The 21,900-nt window shown below is 48.3% G+C and carries 23 protein-coding genes; 1 reads left to right on the top strand and 22 read right to left on the bottom strand.

The window, feature by feature from the left end:
* Window positions 1-61 precede the first annotated feature (61 nt).
* The 18 genes from AC4EHJ_RS10750 to rpsF all read right to left on the bottom strand — a co-directional run bounded on the left by AC4EHJ_RS10750 (window position 62) and on the right by rpsF (window position 18,212).
* The gene (locus AC4EHJ_RS10750) at window positions 62-457 is read right to left on the bottom strand and encodes a VOC family protein (protein ID WP_490975557.1); all 396 of its coding nucleotides are present in this window, start codon (window positions 455-457) and stop codon (window positions 62-64) included.
* Between the two features lie 82 nt (window positions 458-539).
* On the bottom strand, window positions 540-1,019 hold the full coding sequence (gene rlmH / locus AC4EHJ_RS10755; RefSeq protein WP_490975558.1) for a 23S rRNA (pseudouridine(1915)-N(3))-methyltransferase RlmH: 480 nt from the start codon (window positions 1,017-1,019) through the stop codon (window positions 540-542).
* 89 nt (window positions 1,020-1,108) lie between these two features.
* Window positions 1,109-1,273 (bottom strand): CxxH/CxxC protein, encoded by a 165-nt coding sequence (locus AC4EHJ_RS10760; RefSeq protein ID WP_490975559.1) that lies wholly within the window; start codon window positions 1,271-1,273, stop codon window positions 1,109-1,111.
* A 294-nt stretch (window positions 1,274-1,567) separates the two neighbouring features.
* On the bottom strand, window positions 1,568-2,071 hold the full coding sequence (locus AC4EHJ_RS10765; RefSeq protein WP_490975560.1) for a DinB family protein: 504 nt from the start codon (window positions 2,069-2,071) through the stop codon (window positions 1,568-1,570).
* A gap of 109 nt (window positions 2,072-2,180) precedes the next feature.
* The gene (locus tag AC4EHJ_RS10770) at window positions 2,181-3,398 is read right to left on the bottom strand and encodes a S1C family serine protease (RefSeq protein ID WP_490975656.1); all 1,218 of its coding nucleotides are present in this window, start codon (window positions 3,396-3,398) and stop codon (window positions 2,181-2,183) included.
* Between the two features lie 536 nt (window positions 3,399-3,934).
* The gene (locus AC4EHJ_RS10775) at window positions 3,935-4,723 is read right to left on the bottom strand and encodes an MBL fold metallo-hydrolase (protein ID WP_490975561.1); all 789 of its coding nucleotides are present in this window, start codon (window positions 4,721-4,723) and stop codon (window positions 3,935-3,937) included.
* A gap of 12 nt (window positions 4,724-4,735) precedes the next feature.
* Window positions 4,736-5,548, bottom strand: a complete 813-nt coding sequence (locus AC4EHJ_RS10780; protein WP_490975562.1) for a two-component system regulatory protein YycI — start codon at window positions 5,546-5,548, stop codon at window positions 4,736-4,738.
* Entirely contained in the window at window positions 5,535-6,872 is a 1,338-nt protein-coding gene (locus AC4EHJ_RS10785; RefSeq protein ID WP_490975563.1) for a YycH family regulatory protein, read from the bottom strand. Before AC4EHJ_RS10785 ends, AC4EHJ_RS10780 begins: the two co-directional genes overlap by 14 nt.
* A complete protein-coding gene (gene walK, locus AC4EHJ_RS10790; protein WP_490975564.1) occupies window positions 6,869-8,692 on the bottom strand; it encodes a cell wall metabolism sensor histidine kinase WalK in 1,824 nt (607 codons plus the stop codon). Before walK ends, AC4EHJ_RS10785 begins: the two co-directional genes overlap by 4 nt.
* 5 nt (window positions 8,693-8,697) lie before the next feature.
* Complete coding sequence (gene yycF / locus AC4EHJ_RS10795) at window positions 8,698-9,405, bottom strand: response regulator YycF (protein WP_490975565.1); 708 nt, start codon at window positions 9,403-9,405, stop codon at window positions 8,698-8,700.
* 761 nt (window positions 9,406-10,166) lie between these two features.
* A complete protein-coding gene (locus AC4EHJ_RS10800; RefSeq protein ID WP_490975566.1) occupies window positions 10,167-11,453 on the bottom strand; it encodes an adenylosuccinate synthase in 1,287 nt (428 codons plus the stop codon).
* A 132-nt stretch (window positions 11,454-11,585) separates the two neighbouring features.
* Window positions 11,586-12,941, bottom strand: a complete 1,356-nt coding sequence (gene dnaB / locus AC4EHJ_RS10805; protein ID WP_135500517.1) for a replicative DNA helicase — start codon at window positions 12,939-12,941, stop codon at window positions 11,586-11,588.
* Window positions 12,942-12,954: 13 nt separating this feature from the next.
* Window positions 12,955-13,404 (bottom strand): 50S ribosomal protein L9, encoded by a 450-nt coding sequence (rplI, locus tag AC4EHJ_RS10810; RefSeq protein ID WP_490975567.1) that lies wholly within the window; start codon window positions 13,402-13,404, stop codon window positions 12,955-12,957.
* Window positions 13,401-15,377: a DHH family phosphoesterase gene (locus tag AC4EHJ_RS10815; protein ID WP_490975568.1), complete on the bottom strand. Its 1,977-nt coding sequence runs from the start codon at window positions 15,375-15,377 to the stop codon at window positions 13,401-13,403. Before AC4EHJ_RS10815 ends, rplI begins: the two co-directional genes overlap by 4 nt.
* Window positions 15,378-15,390: 13 nt before the next feature.
* Window positions 15,391-16,341, bottom strand: a complete 951-nt coding sequence (locus tag AC4EHJ_RS10820) for a YybS family protein (protein WP_490975569.1) — start codon at window positions 16,339-16,341, stop codon at window positions 15,391-15,393.
* 749 nt (window positions 16,342-17,090) lie between these two features.
* The gene (gene rpsR / locus AC4EHJ_RS10825) at window positions 17,091-17,327 is read right to left on the bottom strand and encodes a 30S ribosomal protein S18 (RefSeq protein ID WP_006830564.1); all 237 of its coding nucleotides are present in this window, start codon (window positions 17,325-17,327) and stop codon (window positions 17,091-17,093) included.
* A 51-nt stretch (window positions 17,328-17,378) separates the two neighbouring features.
* Window positions 17,379-17,873, bottom strand: a complete 495-nt coding sequence (gene ssb / locus AC4EHJ_RS10830) for a single-stranded DNA-binding protein (RefSeq protein ID WP_135500513.1) — start codon at window positions 17,871-17,873, stop codon at window positions 17,379-17,381.
* A 51-nt stretch (window positions 17,874-17,924) separates the two neighbouring features.
* Window positions 17,925-18,212 (bottom strand): 30S ribosomal protein S6, encoded by a 288-nt coding sequence (gene rpsF / locus AC4EHJ_RS10835; protein ID WP_135500512.1) that lies wholly within the window; start codon window positions 18,210-18,212, stop codon window positions 17,925-17,927.
* A 175-nt stretch (window positions 18,213-18,387) separates the two neighbouring features.
* On the opposite strand from rpsF, the gene AC4EHJ_RS10840 reads away from it, so the two are divergent.
* Entirely contained in the window at window positions 18,388-18,948 is a 561-nt protein-coding gene (locus tag AC4EHJ_RS10840) for a DUF3267 domain-containing protein (protein WP_490975570.1), read from the top strand.
* Window positions 18,949-18,969: 21 nt separating this feature from the next.
* Here AC4EHJ_RS10840 and AC4EHJ_RS10845 read toward each other — a convergent pair whose 3' ends face one another.
* The 4 genes from AC4EHJ_RS10845 to AC4EHJ_RS10860 form a co-directional block, all read right to left on the bottom strand.
* Window positions 18,970-19,356, bottom strand: a complete 387-nt coding sequence (locus AC4EHJ_RS10845) for a gamma-glutamylcyclotransferase family protein (RefSeq protein WP_490975571.1) — start codon at window positions 19,354-19,356, stop codon at window positions 18,970-18,972.
* Window positions 19,357-19,528: 172 nt separating this feature from the next.
* Window positions 19,529-20,629, bottom strand: a complete 1,101-nt coding sequence (gene ychF / locus AC4EHJ_RS10850) for a redox-regulated ATPase YchF (RefSeq protein ID WP_490975657.1) — start codon at window positions 20,627-20,629, stop codon at window positions 19,529-19,531.
* Window positions 20,630-20,752: 123 nt separating this feature from the next.
* On the bottom strand, window positions 20,753-20,953 hold the full coding sequence (locus AC4EHJ_RS10855) for a DUF951 domain-containing protein (RefSeq protein ID WP_135500509.1): 201 nt from the start codon (window positions 20,951-20,953) through the stop codon (window positions 20,753-20,755).
* Between the two features lie 15 nt (window positions 20,954-20,968).
* Window positions 20,969-21,877: a mechanosensitive ion channel family protein gene (locus AC4EHJ_RS10860; protein ID WP_490975572.1), complete on the bottom strand. Its 909-nt coding sequence runs from the start codon at window positions 21,875-21,877 to the stop codon at window positions 20,969-20,971.
* Window positions 21,878-21,900 lie beyond the last annotated feature (23 nt).

Consider the following 21,900-nt stretch of genomic DNA (forward strand, 5'->3'; position numbering starts at 1 on the left):
TAAACAAAACCTATACAGAATAGCATAGGTTTTGTAAATCATTTATTTTTATTTAGATTCCTTAATGTGCCGTAATTTCCACTTTAATTCTATCCGGATCTTCAAAAAAGACAGCATAATAATCAGGCCCTGCTGCATAAGGATGTTTTTCTTCATATAAAATTTTTATTCCTTTTCTTCTTAATTCTTCGGTGATTTCATCTACAAAAGCTGTCCCATCACCATGAAATGCTAAATGATTTAGCCCAACTCTGCAGCGGTGATAGGAAATATCAAGAAAACTTTCTTGTGTTTGAACAAATACAATATATGTTTCATCCAAAACATAATTGATAATACCTACATCTAAATTAAGCTTCTCTTTATATCCTAGTTTTGGTAGTAACCATCCCCAGAATTCTCTCGTTTTCTCCAGGTCCGATACATATATTTCAACATGATTTAATAGTCCTCTCAAACTTGTCCAGCTCCCCCATTGAATATAGACCTAAAACAATATCTTAGATGCTTACAGCACCTTCCCTCAGCATAAACCTCATTTACTTATGATAAGGCTCACCCTTCATTATCCGAAAAGCCCGATAAACCTGCTCCACCAAGATCAATTTCATCAATTGATGGGGAAACGTCATTTTCGAGAACGACAATTTCTCATCGGCGCGTTTCAATACCTCATCGTGGAGGCCAAGCGAGCCGCCGATGACGAATACGATCTTGCTGCGGCCGTAAGTCATGAGAGATTCGATGTCTTTTGCCAGCCCTTCGGAAGTCTTCATCTTGCCATCAATTGCCAATGCGATAACATAGGCATCTGGGGAAATTTTTGCCAGGATTCGGTCGGCTTCCTTCCTCTTTACAATTTCCATATCGGCCTCGCTCAATTGCTCGGGCGCTTTTTCGTCCGCCACTTCGATTTCATTGATCTTCGTGTAGCTTCCCAGCCGTTTCGTGTATTCTTCAATGCCGGCTTTCAAGTATTTCTCTTTTAGTTTGCCGACACTGATAATTGAGATATTCACAACTTATCCCCCTTTACTTAAAATTTACAAACAAGTTACCCCCAGATGTTATACACATATCCACAGGTGTTTCTACATATTGTGTTGACTCATTCACTTGCCACAAGATACATCGCGGGCTCTTCGCAGTATTCGCACTTTGTGGATAACTTTTCTTCGTCTGGCAATTCCGTTAAAATCGGATAACTTTCTGTCTTTGCCACGAACACGTCTAACGCATGCTCCACATGGGTTTTGCAGCAATAAATCTTCATTTTATCAAATCCTTTCGATTTCCGAATATTCTACATAGTTATACACATTTCGTTCATGTTTATCCACACCCTATTTTAACAGAAGTGAAAGCCCGGGAATAGCAAAGCTTCGAAAGCCCTGTGGATAGTTATTTCCTTCGATGATAGAAATAAGTTATCCACATGACGTTTTTTTGCTTTCACGAACATTGCTTATCAAAATCAGTCGGATTGTTTACAAAACTTACAATAACAATACACAAGAAAAAGGGACGAAAAAGTCCACGATGCGCAGGTTGGCATCGTGGACTTTTTTCATACTTCCGGCGGCTCTGCTCCCATCGCTGCCCAATCTTCTTTTGCTGGGCCATAAATCCCGGGAACTTTCAAACCTGCTTGGCGCATCAGCACTGTCATTTGTCCGCGGTGGTGGATTTGGTGCGTCATCAGCACTTTCAAAATGGTTGCGACGCTCCACATTTCGCCGTACATATTATGTTCTTCCACCAAAGTGTCATCTGTCCAATTGTCCCGCATCGCCATCACCATCGACTGGTTGGAAAAACGGTACGCTTCCGCAATTTCCTGCGCCGTGTCCGGCACCGGATTGCCGAATCGCGCCGCTGAAAACTGCAGGCCAGTATGGCCAACCATTTCATCGAGCGCCGTCGCGAGATGCCAGGCGAGTCGCCCAAGCGTTCGGTAGCCATCTGCGACCGGCTGGCTCAACGACTCATCCGTCAACACATCCAGAACTTTCTGCGTCGCTTGTTCTTCGGCCTTCCATTCTTTGAAAAAATCATCCAATGTTTTAAACATCCAATCCCTCCACATCATGTCGTGTCTTTTCCTTTATTCGCCGCCGGCCCGCCATTTCCTGCCTCAAAAAAAGATCTGGAAGCAAGGGCTTCCAAATCTCTATTGAATGCTATAAAGCGGAATTATCGACAAGCTCCAGTTCAAAGTCCATCAATTCCCCATTGCGGTAGGCTTTGACGGCCATCGTGTCGCCGATTTCCTTTGTATTGTACAAATGCTTGCGAAGCTCGATCAAATCGCCCACAGCTTTGCCGTCCAACTCGATGATGACGTCAAACTGCTGCATGCCCGCCTTAGCGGCCGCTGAATCATCAAGCACCGAATTGACCACAACACCTTCTTTGACCTCTGTAGGGAGGCTTAAGGTCTCCTCGCGCTGTGCTTGCGGCACTTGCGCCAAATCAATCAAGGTCACACCCATTGCAGGACGGATCATTTCGCCATTTTCTTCAATCGATTCAATAACCGGGATTGCCGAATTGATCGGAATCGCAAAACCGATCCCTTCGACATTTGACGTGGCGATCTTCATCGAATTGATGCCGATCAGCTGGCCACTGAGGTTGACCAGCGCACCTCCGCTATTGCCTGGATTGATCGCTGCGTCCGTCTGCAGCACTTCCGCTTGCCAGTCTTCCGTCCCATCGCCATCCAAGTCGACAGGAATGGCCCGATCCTTGCCGGACACTACTCCCGTCGTCACCGAACCGGAAAAATCAAGGCCCAGCGGATTGCCGATCGCGATAACCGGTTCACCGCGCTTCAATGCGTCCGAGTCGCCAAATTCCGCCACATCCTGGACAGCCGCGCCGTCCATTTCAATGACTGCGAGATCGGTCCAAATATCTGTCCCGACAAGAGTCGCCGCTACCTTCGTCCCGTCTGCAAGCGTCACTTCGATGCTATTGGCGCCATCAATGACGTGGTTGTTCGTCACTACAAACGCCCGTCCGTTATCATTTTTATAAATAACGCCAGACCCTGTCCCTGCCTCTTGCGGCTCGGTCTGCGACCAGAAATCGGACGATTCCTGCAGGTTCGTCACACCGACAACCGCATCCGCCACACTATCCACCGCTTCTGTCACATCGGTCGTCACATCCACCGACACGGATTCGGACTGCCGCTCCTCCTGGCCGGCACCTGCGTTATTCCCTGTCCCATTTCCTGCGTTATTATTGCCTGCACCCGGCATCAATTGCGGCACCGACTGAAACAAAAACCAAACCAGCAAAGCCCCGACAGCAACTCCGGCCAGTCCGGCTAGAAACGAACTCGTGCGCCTAGGCCGGCGCCGGCCCTCTGGCGGCTGATTGTAATATCCCACTGCACCCATCCTCTCCTGCTCTTTACTGTTGTATAGCCTTAGTTTAAGAATCCGAAACGGCGTTGGCAAGCCACAGCAACTGCTGGCCGCTAGACAAATTGGAGAATGTGTATTATTCGTGTTGCCACTCGCTTTTGACGCTTCGGGTGGGGCAAAGATGATTGCTCCTGCGCAAGTTCGTCGCAAATGAAATGGTCCAAATTCCATTTGGCCATCTCATTGGCTCACGCAGGAAGCCAGGCCCTTAGCCGCTCGACGCTAAAAATCTTGAATCACTGGAACATGTCTATCACTTTTGCTATTACTTCATCTTTCAATTCTAAAAGATGCACTGACACTTGTAACTGATATGGAGCCAAAAAGCGGAGACGCCTGCAAAAGAACTCTGCTCCTGCAGCGCTATGCGCTTCGTCGCAAAGAATTGCCCTCGCAGGCTTCGGTCAACTCTTGCCCGCGGCAAGCGTAGCTTTTTGGCGGAATATCAGCTATAACAGAAAAAAGGCTGCACCGGGTCTCGGTGCAGCCTTTTGGTTCCTCTATACAATAACAAGCTCGGTCGGGATATTGGCGTCTGTGTCCAGGAGGTCGACATACTCGCCGACAATAATGCCTTTTGTCTGCAAGGTCTGCTCGACGCTCATGCGCGCCAGATCTTTCATATTGTTATCCGCGCTTAAGTGGGACAAATAAATCCGCGTCGGCTTTTCAGCCATCACTTCGCTCATAGCGACTGCTGCATCTTCATTCGATACGTGGCCCACGTCGCTTAAAATCCGCCGCTTAACGGACCAGGGATAGCGCCCCATCTGCAGCATGCCCACGTCGTGGTTGCTTTCGAAAACGAACGCGTCCGAGGCCTGGATGATGCCTTTCATGCGGTCGCTGACATAGCCCGTGTCCGTGATAAGCGAAAGCTTTCGGCCATTTTCATGGAATACGTAAAACATCGGGTCGGCAGCATCATGCGACACCCCGAACGACTCGATGTCGAGCCCGCCGAAAGTTTTCACCGTCTCCATGTCAAAATGGAATCGCTGCTCGTTAGGAATCGCGCCGACGAGCCCGTCCATTGCCATCCAGGTCTTGGCATTGGCGTATACAGGCACCTTATGCTTGCGCGCCACAATGCCAAGCCCTTTGATGTGGTCGCTATGCTCGTGCGTAACCAGGATGCCGTCTAGATCGCTCATGCTTTTGCCGATTGAAGCAAACAGGGCTTCCAGCTTGCGTCCGCTCAGTCCGGCATCGACTAAGAACGATTGGCTACCGCTTTCTATATAAATAGCGTTGCCCTTAGAGCCGCTTGCTAATACACTAAAACGCATAATAAAAACTCCTTATTGTGCAGGTTCTTCCTCTTCCTTTTCCTTCAGCTCGATAACGCCATCTTTCACAGCGTTAACGAAAAACTCTTGCGGCGTGCCGTCTTCAAGCGTCGCTTGGATGCGCCATGTCGGCAAGAACATTTGCGTTTCTTCCGATACGGTCACATACTCCGAATAACCGATTTCCGCCGAATCAATTTCCGTATTCGTCGGCAGCAGGCGTTTCTGGTAAAGCGTATGAATCGCTTGGATAGCCGGAATCAAGGTTTTCTGCTGTTCGCTTTCTTCCACATTCTCAAAAATCGTCTGTTCGTAATTCACCACTTCTGCATTGTCGTTCCAGTAAACCGTCAACTTGCCGCCATCGCTGTAATAAAGCGGTTGGCCGCTGATTTCCTGGAAAAAGACCGCTTGGCGATTTTTTTCATCAATTCGCCAGAGGACGTAATTGTCGCCTCTGTAGACCGTTTTGTCCACAAATTCCTGCAACACTTCTGTACTCACTTTTTCTCCAAGCGGCATCGGTTCATTGAACCTCACTGCCAAGGATTTGTCGTTCGACACGTCCCCTGTGGAATCCGGACCCGGAACATCTGCTGCGACAAAAGATTTCATCTTGCCGGTTACGTATGGCTGGCTTTCCACCCCTTCCGGAAGATTGGAATAGCTGATTTTATCGGCTTCCAGCTTTTCTTCGTTGGAAGATTCGACAAGAAAGACGACGTTCTGCGATTCGTTGTAGCGGTCAAGATACAGCGAATACAGGAAAACGTTCAGTATGGCAAAGACAATGATGAAAATGGATTTGGTTTTATTCCAATCCAAAGGGATCGCCTCCTAACACTTCTGCTGGCAGCTGCGTCCAAACGCCATCCGCTTTGTAATACCAGGCAGGCTGCAGGCTAATCAGCCGCTCCGGTTCTTTTTCATCACGGGCCATTGAATAGCCCTGGACGATTTCCGAAACGCTTTTGGGTTCGATGTCCATATGTTCAATGGCGTGCAATACAGCTGCGCCGGAAGGCAATTCCAGCGAACCCGATGCGCCCAACGACTCCAGCACATAATAGGGCCGCTTATAGCGGAATACTTTTTCCATTTCAGCTTCCACACCCCAAACAACTTCAAGGTCGGTTTCGAATGTCTGGCTGAAGACCGGAAGATTATCCTGATACAGGCGATAATCGATTTTCTGGTTCAGCGGCTCCATGCCGAAATACCGGTAATCATTTGTCCAGCCACTGTGGCTGTTAATAAAATCCGCCGTCTTAAAAATCAATTCGGAGGGGATGGCCGGGTCATTTGTTTCTGCTTGGGGCTGCACGTAATTGACGCTTTTAGCATTTTCATCAAAGCTCATCAGGGCATCCGATTCATCGCTGTACTCCCGGTTCACTAAATCCCCAGTCGTCGTCACGCTGCCCGGATTTTCGAACAGGCCGTCAACTAATTTCTGTTCCGGAATGTCTTCCTGCAGATAGCGGTAAGTGTTCAGCACCTCCGAGCTTTCCGGGACGTAAATCGGCAGCACGCCGACTTTTTTGCTGGTGATGTAGGTTGAGTAATTTCCGAAAGCCGGTTCCACAACGGCGTTCATCAAGTTCTCCAGCTCTGTGGTCGAAACATTGCCCTGGTGCACGCGACCGGATTTGGAATTGATGAAATACAACATGAAATCCGTCTCACTCGCTTCTTCCCATGCAACGACAATGCGGTCGAATGACGCCTCCGGCATGCTGTCATCTGTGATGGTCAGGATGCTATCGATGACCGGGAACGGCACGGGGCCGGGGAAATAGATTGTTGCGCGATCTGGCCCGTGCATAAACGAAGCCAATTTCTTGACCGGCGTATCTTCTAAAATCGTCGTAATATCATGGATTTGCCATTGCTTCATGACATCCAGCAGCAAATCAATCTGCTGCTGGCTTGTTGTGCCTTTCGCTTCTTCTTCCGAGTGGTAAAGCACTTTCGTCGCCTGGACCACTTCTTCGACGTCCTTGTTCGCTCCAAGCTCCACTTCTGTGGCCGGTGTACTTTCAATTTGCGGGAATGTCGGCGTAAATGTCCAGATGGTAAAAGTTAGCGCCAAGCTCAAGAAAATCAGCAGGAATAAAAAGATCGTTTTTATTTGTTCAACGTATTTCATTCCCACTCACCTCCGTCATCCTCTTCGAATGGCAGCGTGAAGAAGATGGTTGTGCCTTTTCCAAATTCACTTTCTGCCCAAATAGCGCCGCCATGGGTGTTGATCATTTCTTTTGAAATTGCCAAGCCCAGTCCGGTCCCGCCCATTGCACGCGAGCGGGCGCGGTCGACGCGATAGAAACGGTCGAAAATGCGGTCGACGTTTTCTTTCGGAATCCCCATGCCCTGATCGCTGACACGAATCAGCAAGAAGCCGTCTTCAACGGTCATGTCAAAGCGGACTTTCCCGCCTTCCGGAGAATATTTCAAGGCGTTGGAAATGATGTTATCAATAACTTGCGTCAATTTATCCGGATCGACTTCAACAAAATACTGCTCTTTCGGCAAATAACGCTCGAAGCGGAGCTTCTGCGATTTCGACATCTCGAACCGGTCAATGATGCGGTTGAAGAAACGGCCGAATTCGACCATCTCTTTGTTGAGCTCGGTTTCGCTGGCATCCATTTTCGAAAGCTTCAACAAATCGTTGACCAGGCGAATCATACGCTCAGTCTCCGTCTGCGTCACATTCAAGAAGTTTGGAGCCAAGTTCGGGTCTTCCCATGCACCATCTGCCAACGCTTCGAGGTAGCTTCTCATCGTCGTCAGCGGCGTACGCAGCTCATGCGAAACATTGGCCACGAATTCGCGCCGCTCGACATCGATTTTCTCTTGCTCGGTATTGTCGTGCAGCACAGCGATGACGCCGTTGACGAAGCCAGTCTCTTTCTGGATAACCGAAAAACTCGTACGCAGAAGCGTGCTTTCATCGTATTTGCTGAAATCGAGTGTAATGGCTTCTTTCAAGTGAATTAAATCTTCAAACGTGTACTCCATATCCAGTTTCAGGACTGAGGTGATCGGGCGGTTGATAACCGTTTCACGTGAAACATTGAGCAAGCGCAGCGCTGGGTCGTTGATGAGGATGACACGGCCGCGCCTATCGGTCGATAGGACGCCGTCTGTCATATTCGACAGTACCGACGCCAATTTGCGCCGCTCGCTTTCCGTAGACTGCTGGGATTCCTGCAGCCGATTTGTCAGGTTATTGAACGATTTCGCCAATTGGCCGATTTCATCGTCCCCATAAACGCGCACTTTGCGCGAGAAATTCCCTTTGGCCATTGCCTGCGCCTGCCTCCGCATATCCGAAATCGGTTTGGAGATCGTCTGGGCGACCAGTACGCCGAGAATTGCGGTGACCGCCAATGCGATGGCGGTCCCGCCTGCAAGGATCGAGTTGATATCGTCCATCTGGTTATAGACATTTTCAATATCCGCTTCCATATACAAAGTGCCGAGCACTTCGCCGCCTTCAGCCATAATCGGCTGAGTGCGGACCCAAATACGCTCAGCTTGGGCATTGACGTAATTCCGGTCATAAGCCGCTTCTCCGACAATCGACTGCATGACAATGTCGTGCGTCGAACGTTGGCCGACAAGCGACTGATTTTCCACAGCAGAAGATGCCAAAATCCGGTAGCGTGAATCAATTACGCGAATTTCGTCGATATCGTCCGATTTAAAGCCGTTAAGGACTGACCGCAAGCTTTGCTCAGCGGTCAAGTCCTCATCCGTCCGTTCTTTGATCAATTCCTCCCGCACACTGAACTCCACAATGTTCATGCGGTCTTCAATCGAGCTTTTGAAATTATCAATCAGCGTTTCTTCAAGCTGCTGGGCAAAGTAAAGGCCGATGATTTGCATCGCCAATAAAATCAGCAGGATATAAATAAGCACAAACTTAACGTGAATCGATTTGAAAAAACTTACTTTATGCATTCAACCTACTCCTGTTCAGGATTCCGCAAGTAATAGCCTACTCCTCTGCGGGTTACGATCCAGGCCGGGTGGCTCGGATTGTCTTCTATTTTTTCACGCAGGCGGCGAATGGTTACATCCACTGTGCGGACGTCTCCGAAATAATCATATCCCCATACCGTCTGCAGCAAATGTTCACGCGTCATCACTTGGCCAATGTGCTTGCCAAGGTAATGCAGCAATTCAAATTCACGGTGCGTCAATTCGATTGTCTCATCGCGTTTCTGGACCAGATAAGCGTCCGGTTGAATCGTCAGCACGCCCACTTCGATATCGTTCGAATTGGGTCCGCCTTCTTCAAGCGGCACGACGTTCTGGCGGCGCAAGTTCGCTTTTACCCGCGCAATCAATTCGCGCGTCGAGAACGGTTTCGTAACGTAATCGTCCGCTCCTAGTTCAAGGCCTAACACTTTGTCGATCTCCGAGTCTTTGGCAGTCAGCATGATGATCGGGAAATCAAACTTCTTGCGGATCTCACGGCATACTTCCATGCCATCGCGGTTCGGCAGCATGATATCCAAAAGCATCAAATCCGGCTGAAGTTCTTCAGCCAGTTTGACCGCTTCGTCACCGTCATAAGCACACACTACATTGAAGCCTTCTTTTTTTAAATTAAACTGCAGAATATCTGCAATCGGCTTTTCATCGTCTACAACTAAAATCGTCTTATTCATCATTTTCTCCCCTTCGTATTCCAACTTTTGTATATGGAATTCCCTCCGCTATGCATTCTTTTCTACCCTTACTTTATCACTGTTTTGAAGGTTTCGCACCTCTCATTCCCCGGTGGTTATTTCCCGGGAAATAATTAGCGGAGAATTGAAAAAGATCGGCCCAAGCTGCTGGCCGATCTTTGAAGCTTTATATTTTGATGAATTGTTGAGAATACCTTTTAAAGATACTTCAAAACGCTCATTTGCGCCAGTGGAATGCTCTTCGAAGAAAAAGATAAAAGACGTTGTTAACTCTTTTCATTGCGCTTCAGGCAGACGCTTTCCGCGGGCACGGCTTCAGCCGCTTCCCTCGCTCTGCTCAGTCCAGGGTCTTCGGCTCGTGCTGTCCCCGCAGGAGTCGAGCGCCTTTCGCTCCATTTAACGGGTGTTCTTAATAGTGAACCAGTTCTGTGATCAAAGAGCTTCAAGACAAAACTTACTGTAGTTTCTTGTTGAGCCTGTCTAGTTTTTAAGAGAAGGTTCTTCTGTTAACAATTATTAGGCGTTAGTTCTTGGTTATCAGGCACTGTCTTGAAGTTAACATGCACTATTAGAGAATCATCAGACATTGCTCGAATTTTAACCAGCACTAGCTAACTAGTGCCATCCATATTCTAAGTTCAAAAGCTGAATATGAAAAGCCGTTCGCCTCTGCGAACGGCTCCTTAAACCGAAAGAGCTGAAACGATGCCGTTTCAGCTCTTTCCTTTGGATCTTATTCGTTAGCGCCACACGCTTGTGACGATGTTTGTTTGGTTGCGGTCAGGTCCTACTGAGAAGATGGAAATCTGGACGCCTGTCAATTGCGCGATGCGCTCAAGGTAATGGCGTGCGTTGTCAGGAAGTTCATCCAGTGATTTGCAGCTTGTTACGTCTTCAGACCAGCCTGGAAGCTCTTCGTATACCGGTTCGCATTCAGCTAGCATGCGCAAGTTTGCCGGGTATTCTGTGATCAGTTCGCCGTTGTGGCGGTAAGCAGTACAGATTTTCACCGTATCCAGTCCGCTCAATACGTCGATTGAGTTGACTGTCAGGTCTGTCAATCCGCTGACACGTCTCGCGTGGCGGACAACGACGCTGTCGAACCAGCCGATGCGGCGCGGGCGCCCTGTTGTCGTGCCGTATTCTTTGCCGACTTCGCGGATCCGGTTGCCCACTTCGTCAAACAATTCGGTCGGGAATGGTCCGTCGCCGACGCGGGATGTATATGCTTTGCAGACGCCGATGACGTGTTGGATCGTAGTCGGCCCGACGCCGGCTCCGATTGTCACGCCGCCCGCTACCGGGTTCGAAGATGTAACGTATGGGTATGTACCCTGATCGATATCGAGCATGACCCCTTGCGCGCCTTCAAACAATACGCGGCGGCCGTGATCGATTGCATCGTTAAGCACTTTTGAAGTATCGGTTACGTATTTCGCGATTTCCTGTCCGTACGCAAAATACTCCTCCATGATTTCTTCTACAGTGAATCCTTCTGTTTCGTAGAATTTCTCAAACAGACGGTTTTTCTCTGTTAAGTTCATGCGCAGCTTTTCTTCGAACACAACATGGTCCAACAAATCCGCCATGCGAATTCCGACACGTGCTGCTTTGTCCATATAAGCAGGACCGATGCCTTTGCCCGTTGTTCCGATTTTATTTACTCCGCGGCGTGCTTCTTCCACTTCATCCTGCTTGATGTGGTATGGCAATAAAACGTGTGCGCGGTTTGAAATGCGCAGGTTCTCAGTTGTCACTCCACGCTCATGAAGGCCTTTTAATTCTTTTACAAGCGCTTTCGGATCTACGACCATGCCGTTGCCGATTACTGAAATTTTGTCTTTATAGAAAATCCCTGATGGAATCAAATGCAATTTATACGTTTCTCCGCCGAAAATGATGGTATGTCCTGCGTTATTTCCGCCTTGGTAACGCGCAATTACTTCTGCGTGTTCAGATAGAAAATCAGTGATTTTCCCTTTTCCTTCGTCTCCCCATTGCGTTCCTACTACTACGACTGATGTCATCGTCCGCACCTCCGTTAGGCTTATGCCCTTGTTTCAAACAGTCTTCATTGTATCAACGAAATCACCCTTAGTCAATAATAAACAGAAGAAAACACGAACATATAAATGTGTCTTCACATTTAATGTTCGTGTTTAAAAGTCTCCGCCGGATTCGTGCTGGCTCCAGTCGATGGTGACGAATTTATTGTATTCTTTGACGAAAGCCAGCTTTACCGTGCCGGTCGGGCCGTTACGTTGCTTGGCGATGATGATTTCAATCATGTTTTGGTCTTCGGTTTCTTTGTCATAATAATCTTCCCGGTACAAGAAGGAAACGATATCGGCATCCTGCTCAATTGATCCGGATTCTCGCAAATCCGACATCATCGGCCGCTTATCCTGGCGCTGTTCCACTCCACGCGATAGCTGCGACAATGCGATGACCGGCACTTCAAGTTCACGCGCCAGCCCTTTCAATGAACGGGAAATATCGGATACTTCCTGCTGGCGGTTTTCGCCCGAGCGTCCAGGCCCCTGGATCAGCTGCAGGTAATCGATCATAATCATGCCAAGTCCGTACTCTTGTTTCAAGCGGCGGCATTTGGCACGGATGTCGTTGACCCGGATGCCCGGCGTGTCATCGATGAAGATGCCGGCATTCGACAAACTGCCCATTGCCATCGTCAGCTTGCGCCAGTCTTCCGTCTGCAAAGCCCCTGTACGGAGTACTTGCGCGTCGATGTTGCCTTCTGCACACAGCATACGCATGACGAGCTGTTCAGCGCCCATCTCCAGGCTGAAGATAGCGACGTTCTCGTCGGTTTTTGTGGCGACATTCTGCGCGACATTCAACGCGAATGCCGTCTTACCGACAGATGGCCGTGCAGCCACGATGATCAAGTCATTGCGCTGGAAACCAGCGGTGACTTTGTCGAGGTCACGGAAGCCGGTCGGGATTCCGGTGACATCGCCTTTGCGGGTATGCAGCAATTCAATATTGTCATACGTGCTTACAAGAACGTCTTTGATGTGGGTAAAGTCACCAGCATTTTTCCGGCTCGATACTTCCATCATCTTTTTTTCCGCTTCTGCGAGAAGCGTTTCCACTTCGTCTTCACGCGTGAAGCCGTCTTCGACAATCGTTGTCGCTACACGGATCAAACGCCGGAGCAGCGCTTTCTCTTCAACGATGCGTGCATAATGCACGACATTCGCTGCGGTAGGGACAGCATTGGCGATTTCCGCCAAATACGACAAGCCGCCAACATCTTCCAGCTCTTTTTTGACCGACAATTCCTCTGTCACTGTTACCACGTCAATCGCTTTGCCGTGGTCGGACAAATTGATCATCGTATCGAAGATTTTCTGGTGGGCAATGCGATAGAAATCCTCAGGATTTACAATCTCTGCAACCGTGATCAACGCCTGTGGTTCCAGGAAAATGGCGCCGATGACCGATTGTTCGGCTTCATGGTTATGCGGCGGGACGCGATCTATTGCTTCATTCATCGAGTTCATCACCTTACGCTTCTTCTGTTACATGGACTCTAAGCGTAGCAACAACATCTTGATGGACTTTAACCGGAACGTTCGTGTAGCCGAGCGCGCGGATGGCATCATCCAATTCCATTTTGCGTTTGTCCAATTTGATGCCGTGTGCCTTTTCAAGTTCCTTGGCCACTTGCTTCGTCGTGATTGAACCGAATAAACGGCCGCCTTCGCCTGATTTCGCTGTCAATTCGATGGTCAGGGCTTCTAATGTCGCTTTCAGCTTTTGTGCTTCTTCCAACTCAGCCGCAGCTTCTTTTTGTTCTTTTTTCTTCTGGCCGTCCAATTTGCTGACCGCCGCCGTATTCGCTTCAATGGCGAAATTATTCTTCAACAGGAAGTTATGCGCGTAGCCATCCGCCACGTTTTTGACTTCCCCTTTTTTGCCTTTGCCTTTAACGTCTTTTAAAAATATCACTTTCATTCTGTTTGGCCTCCCTCGTATTGTTCCATTATCACTTGTTTCAATTCGGCAATTGCTTCATCGATTGTTGCATCCGGCATTTGGGTCGCTGCGTTCGTCAAGTGGCCGCCGCCGCCCATATTTTCCATAACGATCTGGACGTTGACTTCTCCCAGCGAACGAGCCGAAATGCCGACGCCGCCTTCCGATCGCTCTGCTAAGACAAACGATGCATTTACGTCTTTCATCGTTAACAGGATATCCGCGGTTTGAGCGATCAACACCGGGCTGTAGATTTTACCCGCTTCGCCTCTGGCAATCGCGATGCCATCCTCGACGAACTCGACGGTTTCGACGATTTTCGCGCGTTCCATATATGTTTCCAGATCTTCCTTCAGCAAACGCTGAACCAATACGGTATCCGCGCCATTCGAGCGCAAGTACGATGCCGCTTCAAAGGTCCGCGAACCTGTCCGCAGCGTAAAGCTTTTGGTATCGACAATGATGCCTGCAAGCATCGCTGTCGCTTCAAGCATCGATAACTTTTCGTGCTTCGGTTGGTACTCAAGCAATTCGGTCACCAGCTCCGCCGTAGACGATGCGTAAGGTTCCATATAGACGAGCAGCGTATTGGTAATGAATTCTTCGCCTCTGCGGTGGTGATCGATCAGCACGACGCGCTCCATGCGCTGGAGCAGCCGCTCATCAATGACCATAGAGGGCTTATGTGTATCGACGATGACAAGCAAAGAGTTCTCTGTCATATCCGCCAGCGCTTCTTCCGGCGTGATAAACCGCTCGTACAGCTCGTCGTCCTCTTCAATTTCTTCCATTAAGCGCATGACGCTGCGGTCGTATTCATTGAAATCAAGGATAATGCGTCCTTTGACTTTATTCATCGCAGCCATTTTGGCAACGCCGACAGCTGCGCCGATTGCGTCCATATCGGGCATTTTATGGCCCATGACAAAGACTTGGTCACTTTCCTGGATAAGGTCGCGCAGCGCATGTGAAATGACGCGTGCGCGCACTCTGGTGCGTTTTTCGACAGGATTGGTCTTGCCTCCGTAAAATTTCACTTTTCCGCTTGGGTGCTTGATGGCCACTTGGTCGCCGCCGCGGCCGAGGACGAGGTCCAGGCCGGACTGTGCCATGCTGCCAAGCTCGACAAGCGATGCCGAACCGGCGCCGACGCCGATGCTCAGCGTCAAAGCGAGATTGTCTTTCGACGTCACTTCGCGCAGATCATCGAGAATCGCAAATTTTGATAGCTCAAGGTCTTTTAATATCGATTCATTGAATACGGCAAGAAAGCGGTCTGACGAAATCCGTTTGACGAAAATGCCATGGTTCGCTCCCCATTCATTGACCAGCGACGTGACCAGGCTATTCAAATTGCTTCGCGTCTGATCATCCATGCCTTGCGACAATTCATCGTAATTATCGATGAACAAAGTGGCGATGACAGTGCGGTCCGCGTAATACAGCGTCTCGATTTCCACTTGCTCGGTAATGTCGAACAAATAGAACAAACGATCATCCGCCCGGTAATAAACCTTGTATTTGCGTTCGCCGAGCGTGACGGTCATATCTTTTATTTCATCCGATTTCACCAATGTGTGGAATTCATCCGATAAGCTGTAAAGCGATTCGCCGATCAGCGTATCGTACTCCAAAGTCGATGTCATATATGGATTTGCCCATTCAATATCAAAATTTTCATTGACCAGGAGAATTCCGATCGGCATCTCGAGGAGCGCTTCTTCTCCGACCTTTTTCATCCGGTAGGACAAGGTCTCTATGTGTTTTTCAGTTTCTTCATATACCCGTTTTTCTGTCACCCATGCAGCTGTAAAAGCCAAGCCGAACAATAACGTAAAAATGCCGGCGGCCCATTCGGACCAAAGGGTGATCAAAATGATTGCGGCCGCTCCTAAGAGGAGCAGCGCCAAGAGCGGATACCGAAGTTTTCTTTGTCTAAAAAAAGCCGACATTCGTTTCAGCTCCTCATTTTCCTTTAAACTCGTGTGCCCGTTTCACCCAGCCTCTGATATCGAATCCAAGGTCGACGATCCCGACGATGCTCGTAAACGACAACAGCGGGAAAGCCAGAATGCTCACAAGGACCGTCACCCATTTCGGCCATCCTTCTTGATGGATGTAGAAATGGTAGAACGAAACGCCCTGCAGGAACATCAGGAATTGCAACACGATGGATGCGTTGATGATTATCATATAGGGCATGGTCCCCGGCTGGAAATCGGACAACAGCGGGACGAGCAAAACGATTAAATAATACCATAATACACTTTTCGGCAATTTCATATCCCGAAAAGGTGGGAATTTCGGAACGTCCGTGCCCAGCCGCTTTAAAATCGGCAAAAGAAGCAATAACAAGATCCATACGATCATAAATACCGACAGCACAAGCAGCGCCGGCAATAAAGTTTCGAAAGAGAACATGATTTGGCTGATGAACTCATCGTAATCTTCGTTCGGTGCCCCGAACTTTTCCATCATAGCGCTCGTCTGTTTATATGAAGCTTCCATCGCCGTCATCATTTCTTCGATGACGTTGATGCCGAACAGCCAGATAGAAGCCAGGTACTGCAGCATCACTGAAAGCAGAAGCACTACCCCTGAGCCCATGAACATAAAGAGCTTGCTTTTGCCATAATAAATCGACAAGCCGATCATGACACCAAGCGGCACATGAATCAGCGCCAGCGGCAAGGACAATAGACCACCGATTATGAACGCCAAAAACAGGCACACTGTAGCGAAAAGCGCAGAAGCCTTCCAATCATATTTCGCGCTGTACCAGGCAACCGGAAGCGCCAAAAAGAGCGTCGTTATTACATTTAAGAGAGGCACATAAACCGAGACAGCCAAAAGCACTGTAAACACTGCGGCCATCATGGCGCCATTTGTAAGTTTTCTTGTTTGTTGATTTTGCATCCGTGTGAGTGTCCCCTTCTTTCGGGTTTATTTCATCCTTGTAATTGTATCATGATTACGGAACCTGAACAAAACTACGGGACGCTGGCTGTCTCGTACAAACATGAAAATATAAGCTGATATTCCGCAAAACAGCTTCGCTTGCCGCGGGCGTCTCCGCTGTTTTGCTCCATATCTGGAGTAGTTGAAGAAGCAGAAGAAAGTGTACCTTTCATCTCTTGTTCATAGAAGTAGTTCTCTATTAAGAAAGTTCCTTGATGGCATTTCGCCAATGGCGGAATGCGCCCTTTCAATTAAAGGAGCCGTTCGCCGAAGCGAACGGCTTTTCATATTGGTCTCTTGAACTTGGAGAAAAGCGACGCTTCTTACATAATGTCGGTTAAAATCCGGGCAACGCTTGTTGATTCTCTACTAATGCGTTTTAAATTCAAGATAGTGTCTCATAACGAGGAAATAATGCCTGTTCATGGAAGAACCTTCTCTAAGAAACTAGATCAAGGTCATCGAAAAACTACATCACTCACTATCTTTAAGCACTTTGATCAAAGAACTGGTTCACTATTAAGAACACTCTTTGAATGGAGCGGCAGGCGGCGACTCCTGCGGGATTAGCGAGACAGCCGAGACCTTGCAGGAGCGAAGCGACGAAGCGGCTCGGCGCTCGCCCCGCGGAAAGCGTCCGCCTAAAGCGCAATGAAGAGGCGTCTAAAACAACAAAAAAAAGACCGGTTTCCCGGTCTTTTCGAAAATTATCTTTCTTCAGCTACGAATGGTAGAAGTGCCATGATACGTGAGCGTTTGATAGCGATTGTCAACTTACGTTGCCATTTAGCGCTAGTGCCTGTAACACGACGTGGCAAGATTTTTCCTCTTTCAGAAATAAATTTCTTCAATAGGTCAGTATCTTTATAATCGATGTGCGTAATGTTGTTTGACGTAAAATAACAAACCTTTTTACGCTTTTTGCCTCCGCGACGTGGTGCCATATCGAATTACCTCCTTTTTTGTTGGATTTTAGCCGCTAGTTCCAGCGTTCATTAGAATGGCAGATCGTCGTCCGATACTTCGATCGGGCCGCTGCCGCTTGAGAACGGATCCTGGTCTACGCGTGTATAGTTTTGTTGGCTTGGGTTTTGCTGACTTGGGCTTGGCGATTGGTTCTGTTGATAGGACGGCTGTTGTCCTTGTGAACGGTCTGCACCAGCTCCAGAACTTTTCGGTTCCAGGAATTGGACGCTGTCTGCAACGACTTCCGTCGTATAAACGCGCTTTCCGTCCTGCCCCTCGTAGCTTCCAGTTTGAATGCGGCCTTCTACGCCAGCCAAGCTTCCTTTTTTCAGGAAATTCGCTGTGTTTTCAGCTTGTTTGCGCCAAACGGTACAATTGATAAAATCAGTTTCCTTCTCCCCTTGCGCATTGGAGAATGTCCGGTTTACAGCAAGTGTAAAACGGGCAACTGCCGCACCGCTTGGAGTGTAGCGAAGGTCTGGATCTTTTGTCAGTCTTCCGACTAAAACAACTCGGTTAATCATCAGAATTCAACCTCCTTTTAAGTCAATATTTTTAAGGCTGCCGTCTTTTGCTTATACGTCTTTGCGTACAGCAATATGACGGATAATGTCTTCGTTAATGTTCGCAAGACGTGTGTATTCGTTGATAGCTTCAGAACCAGCGTTTACTTTTACGATCTGGTAGAAACCTTCACGCAAATCGTTGATTTCATAAGCTAAACGACGTTTACCCCACTCTTTCGACTCGATGATTTCAGCGCCGTTTGTAGTTAGGATGTCGTTAAAACGCTCAACTAGAGCTTTTTTAGCTTCCTCTTCAATTGCAGGCTGAATGATATACATTAATTCATATTCTCTCATCGTGTTGTCACCTCCTCATGGACTTGGGCCCTGCTGTTACCAGCGGGCAAGGAGCAAGCAATTCATATTATTACTCACATCAATGTATTGTACCACGTTTGGACACCCGCCGCAAGCATGTTTTTCACTGCCGCTTGCGCTATAATTTAGGCAAATGCTCAAAGGAAGTGATCGAGTGGAACCGGTCCGCGTCATTGAATTGGATATCAGGGAAATCGCACCGAAAGCGTTGTGGGCGAACGTCTTGCTCGTCGTGATTTTTGCCGCTGCCTACCATTTCTTCACGGAGCCGCTGTCGTTCGGCTTTTCTTGGTGGGCGGTCTTGTTCTTCACGGCCGGCTACGCGGCCCTGATCGTTCTCCATGAATTATTCCATTTGATCGGCTTCGTCGTCTTCGGCAAAGTGCCGATTTCATCGCTCGATTACGGCTTCGACCTGGACATGGGCATCGCGTACGCCACCACCAGCCGCGCGATTCCGATCAAAGCCATGAAAAAAGCCCTTTTGCTGCCGTTTTGGATGACCGCTGTCCTTCCGGCGGCGCTCGGCTTTTGGCTCGAAAGCCAGACCCTTATGCTGTTGGCCGCTATGCTCGCTGCCGGTGCCTATGGCGATTTCCATATGTACCGACAGCTGCTGCAAGAACGGTATGACAGCTGGGTTCTTGACGATCCCAAGCTGCCGCGTCTGCGGATCTACGCCGATAATCCATACAAAAAAAGCACCGGAGAATAAATCCTCCCGGTGCTTTTCGATTTACGCTTGTTCTTGTGCAACCCGAACATCCCAGACGCCCGTCTCCACTTTTTCTTTCAATAACCCGTTTGCATTCGCCACGTACACAATGGTTTCCATAACTTCACCGTTCGCGTAGACCTCGATTGTCTGTTTATCGAAAAGGTCAGTTTCTGCCTGAGCAGTATACCCTTCAAGATCGTCTATGGCCGGCCATAGTTCTTCCGGAATGTCATAAACCTGTCCTTGGATTTCTCCTTGTTCAGCTTTCACCATTGCTGGATAGCCCATCCCTGTATCATATAACGTTCCTGTGGCCATGGCGTGTTCTGCGACTAAATCGGCTTCACCCAAATAGCAATGGTATTTCCCGCCTTCTTTCAATGTTCCATATACGAACAAAAGCATTTCTGATCCTCCTAATTTAAAAAGACCGAGCGCTAAGGCATTCGGTCCCCTTCATATTGTTCCGTGGCGTGATGCGTTGTCTTGTATTACAGCTCTGAAATGTTTATTGCCATTTGGGACGGTTTCTAAACCTCGTCCCTTATAAATTGCTTAAATATTTGAAGCTTTTGGCTTAGACGTTAAAACGGAAAAGCATAACGTCGCCGTCTTTAACGATGTATTCTTTACCTTCTTGACGCACTTTGCCGGCTTCTTTTGCAGCTGCCATCGAACCCGCTTCAACAAGGTCTTCATAAGCTACCGTCTCGGCGCGGATAAAGCCGCGTTCGAAATCAGAGTGGATGACGCCAGCACATTGTGGGGCTTTCATGCCTTTTTTAAATGTCCATGCACGCACTTCCTGCACACCGGCAGTAAAGTAAGTGGCAAGCCCGAGCAAGCTGTAAGATGCTTTGACCAATTGATCCAGACCGGATTCTTTGATGCCCAATTCTTCAAGGAACATCGCTTTCTCCTCGTCGTCCAATTCAGCCATTTCTTCCTCGATTTTCGCACAGATAACGATAACTTCCGCATTCTGTTCTGCCGCATAATCGCGTACTTGTTGAACATATTCGTTGTTGTCCGCTTCCGCGATTTCATCTTCCGCTACGTTTGCTACATAAAGCATCGGCTTAAGCGTCAGCAAGTTCAAGTTTTTCGCGATGCGCAGCTCGTCTTCCGTAAAGTCGATCGAACGGGCCATTTGGCCATCTTCGAAGGCTTCGCGCAACTTCATAAGAACAGGCTCTTCAGCAATTGCATCTTTGTCTCTTTGCTTCACAAGTTTGGCAGCGCGCGCAATGCGTTTTTCGATGCTTTCCATGTCAGCAAGGATCAATTCCAAGTTGATGACTTCGATATCGGAAATCGGATCCACTTTGCCTGATACATGCGTAACATTGTCGTCAGCGAAACAGCGCACGACTTGGCAGATTGCATCTACTTCACGGATATGCGAAAGGAATTTATTCCCAAGACCTTCACCTTTACTGGCGCCTTTAACGATGCCGGCAATATCAGTGAATTCGAAAGCGGTAGGAACCGTTTTCTTCGGATCCACCAATTCCGTCAATTTGTCTAAGCGTTCGTCTGGAACTTCTACGATTCCGACGTTCGGATCTATCGTACAAAACGGGTAGTTGGCTGCTTCGGCCCCCGCCTTTGTAATAGCGTTAAATAATGTGGATTTCCCCACGTTTGGTAATCCTACAATCCCTGCAGTCAATGCCATAGGATTCACGACCTCTCTTCTTTTAAAAACGAATTATTTTTTTGCAACCATTCTATTATAAGAATGAAAATCAGTTCTGTCCATTTTTCCAAACTTATACAAATATACTATTTAAATATAATTCTACTCCTGCTCGGCCTTAACCAACACCCGTTTCATCTTTTTATTGAATTCCACCCGCGGAATCATGACGCTATGCTGACAGCCCTCGCATTTGATGCGGATGTCTGCACCCATGCGGATAATTTTCCAGGCATTTGCCCCGCATGGATGGCCTTTTTTCATTTCCACGATGTCGTTCAAACCGAATTCCTTCATTTCCATGACTTTGCCCCTTTCTTACTTTTTGGCAATTACCGACGGATTGGTGTCTTCTGGTGACCGCTGCACCATGACCATCCGTGGATAGGGAATTTCCACGCCTTGTGTATCGAGAAATTCCTTCAAGTCGCGGCGCAATCCGCGTGAAACGGCAAAATGCTGCATCGGCAACGTTTCCGCAATGATGCGCATGACCACTTCCGTCGTCGTCAAGTTCTGTACGCCCAGCAATTCAGGCGGTTTGATGATTTGTTCGTATTTATCCTGTATGTCTTCGAGGAATTCCTGGATCAGCTGCTCGACCTTCGCCATATCCGATTCGTACGAAATGTTGATGTCGACCACTGCAATGGAATTGTGGATCGAAAAATTCACGACATCCGTTACATTGCCATTCGGGAAGATAAACAATTCCCCTGTAAAGCCTTTGACTTTCGTTGTCCGGAGCCCGATTTCTTCGACGGTCCCTTCGGCCTGCCCGATGCGGACATAATCGCCAACCGAGAACTGGTCTTCAAAAATGATAAAGAATCCAGTGATGATGTCGCGCACCAAGTTTTGTGCGCCAAAACCGATGGCCAACCCGAGCACCCCGGCCCCGGCAATCAACCCAGTAATATCAATCGTGAATGCCGACAGTACCGCAATGATGGCCATAAAATATACCACATACGCAATGACGTTCTCGAGCAATTTCGACATCGTCTGCTGCCGCCGCTCGTTATATTTCAACGGCCCTTTTATGCGCACCGCAAATGTTTTACGGATCAGCACCTTAGCAACCCTTACAACAATTACCGCTAAGATGACGATCAAGAAAACTTTCAAGCCGACAAAACCGATGCCGAGCCACATTTGTTCATCCAATAACAGTTTTTTTACTTTTTCAGTTCCTGATGTTACATCAGCTATTGCTTGTGCACTCATTATTACACCATCCTAACTTACAA

It is taken from the genome of Planococcus sp. TJ-301, assembly GCF_058268475.1.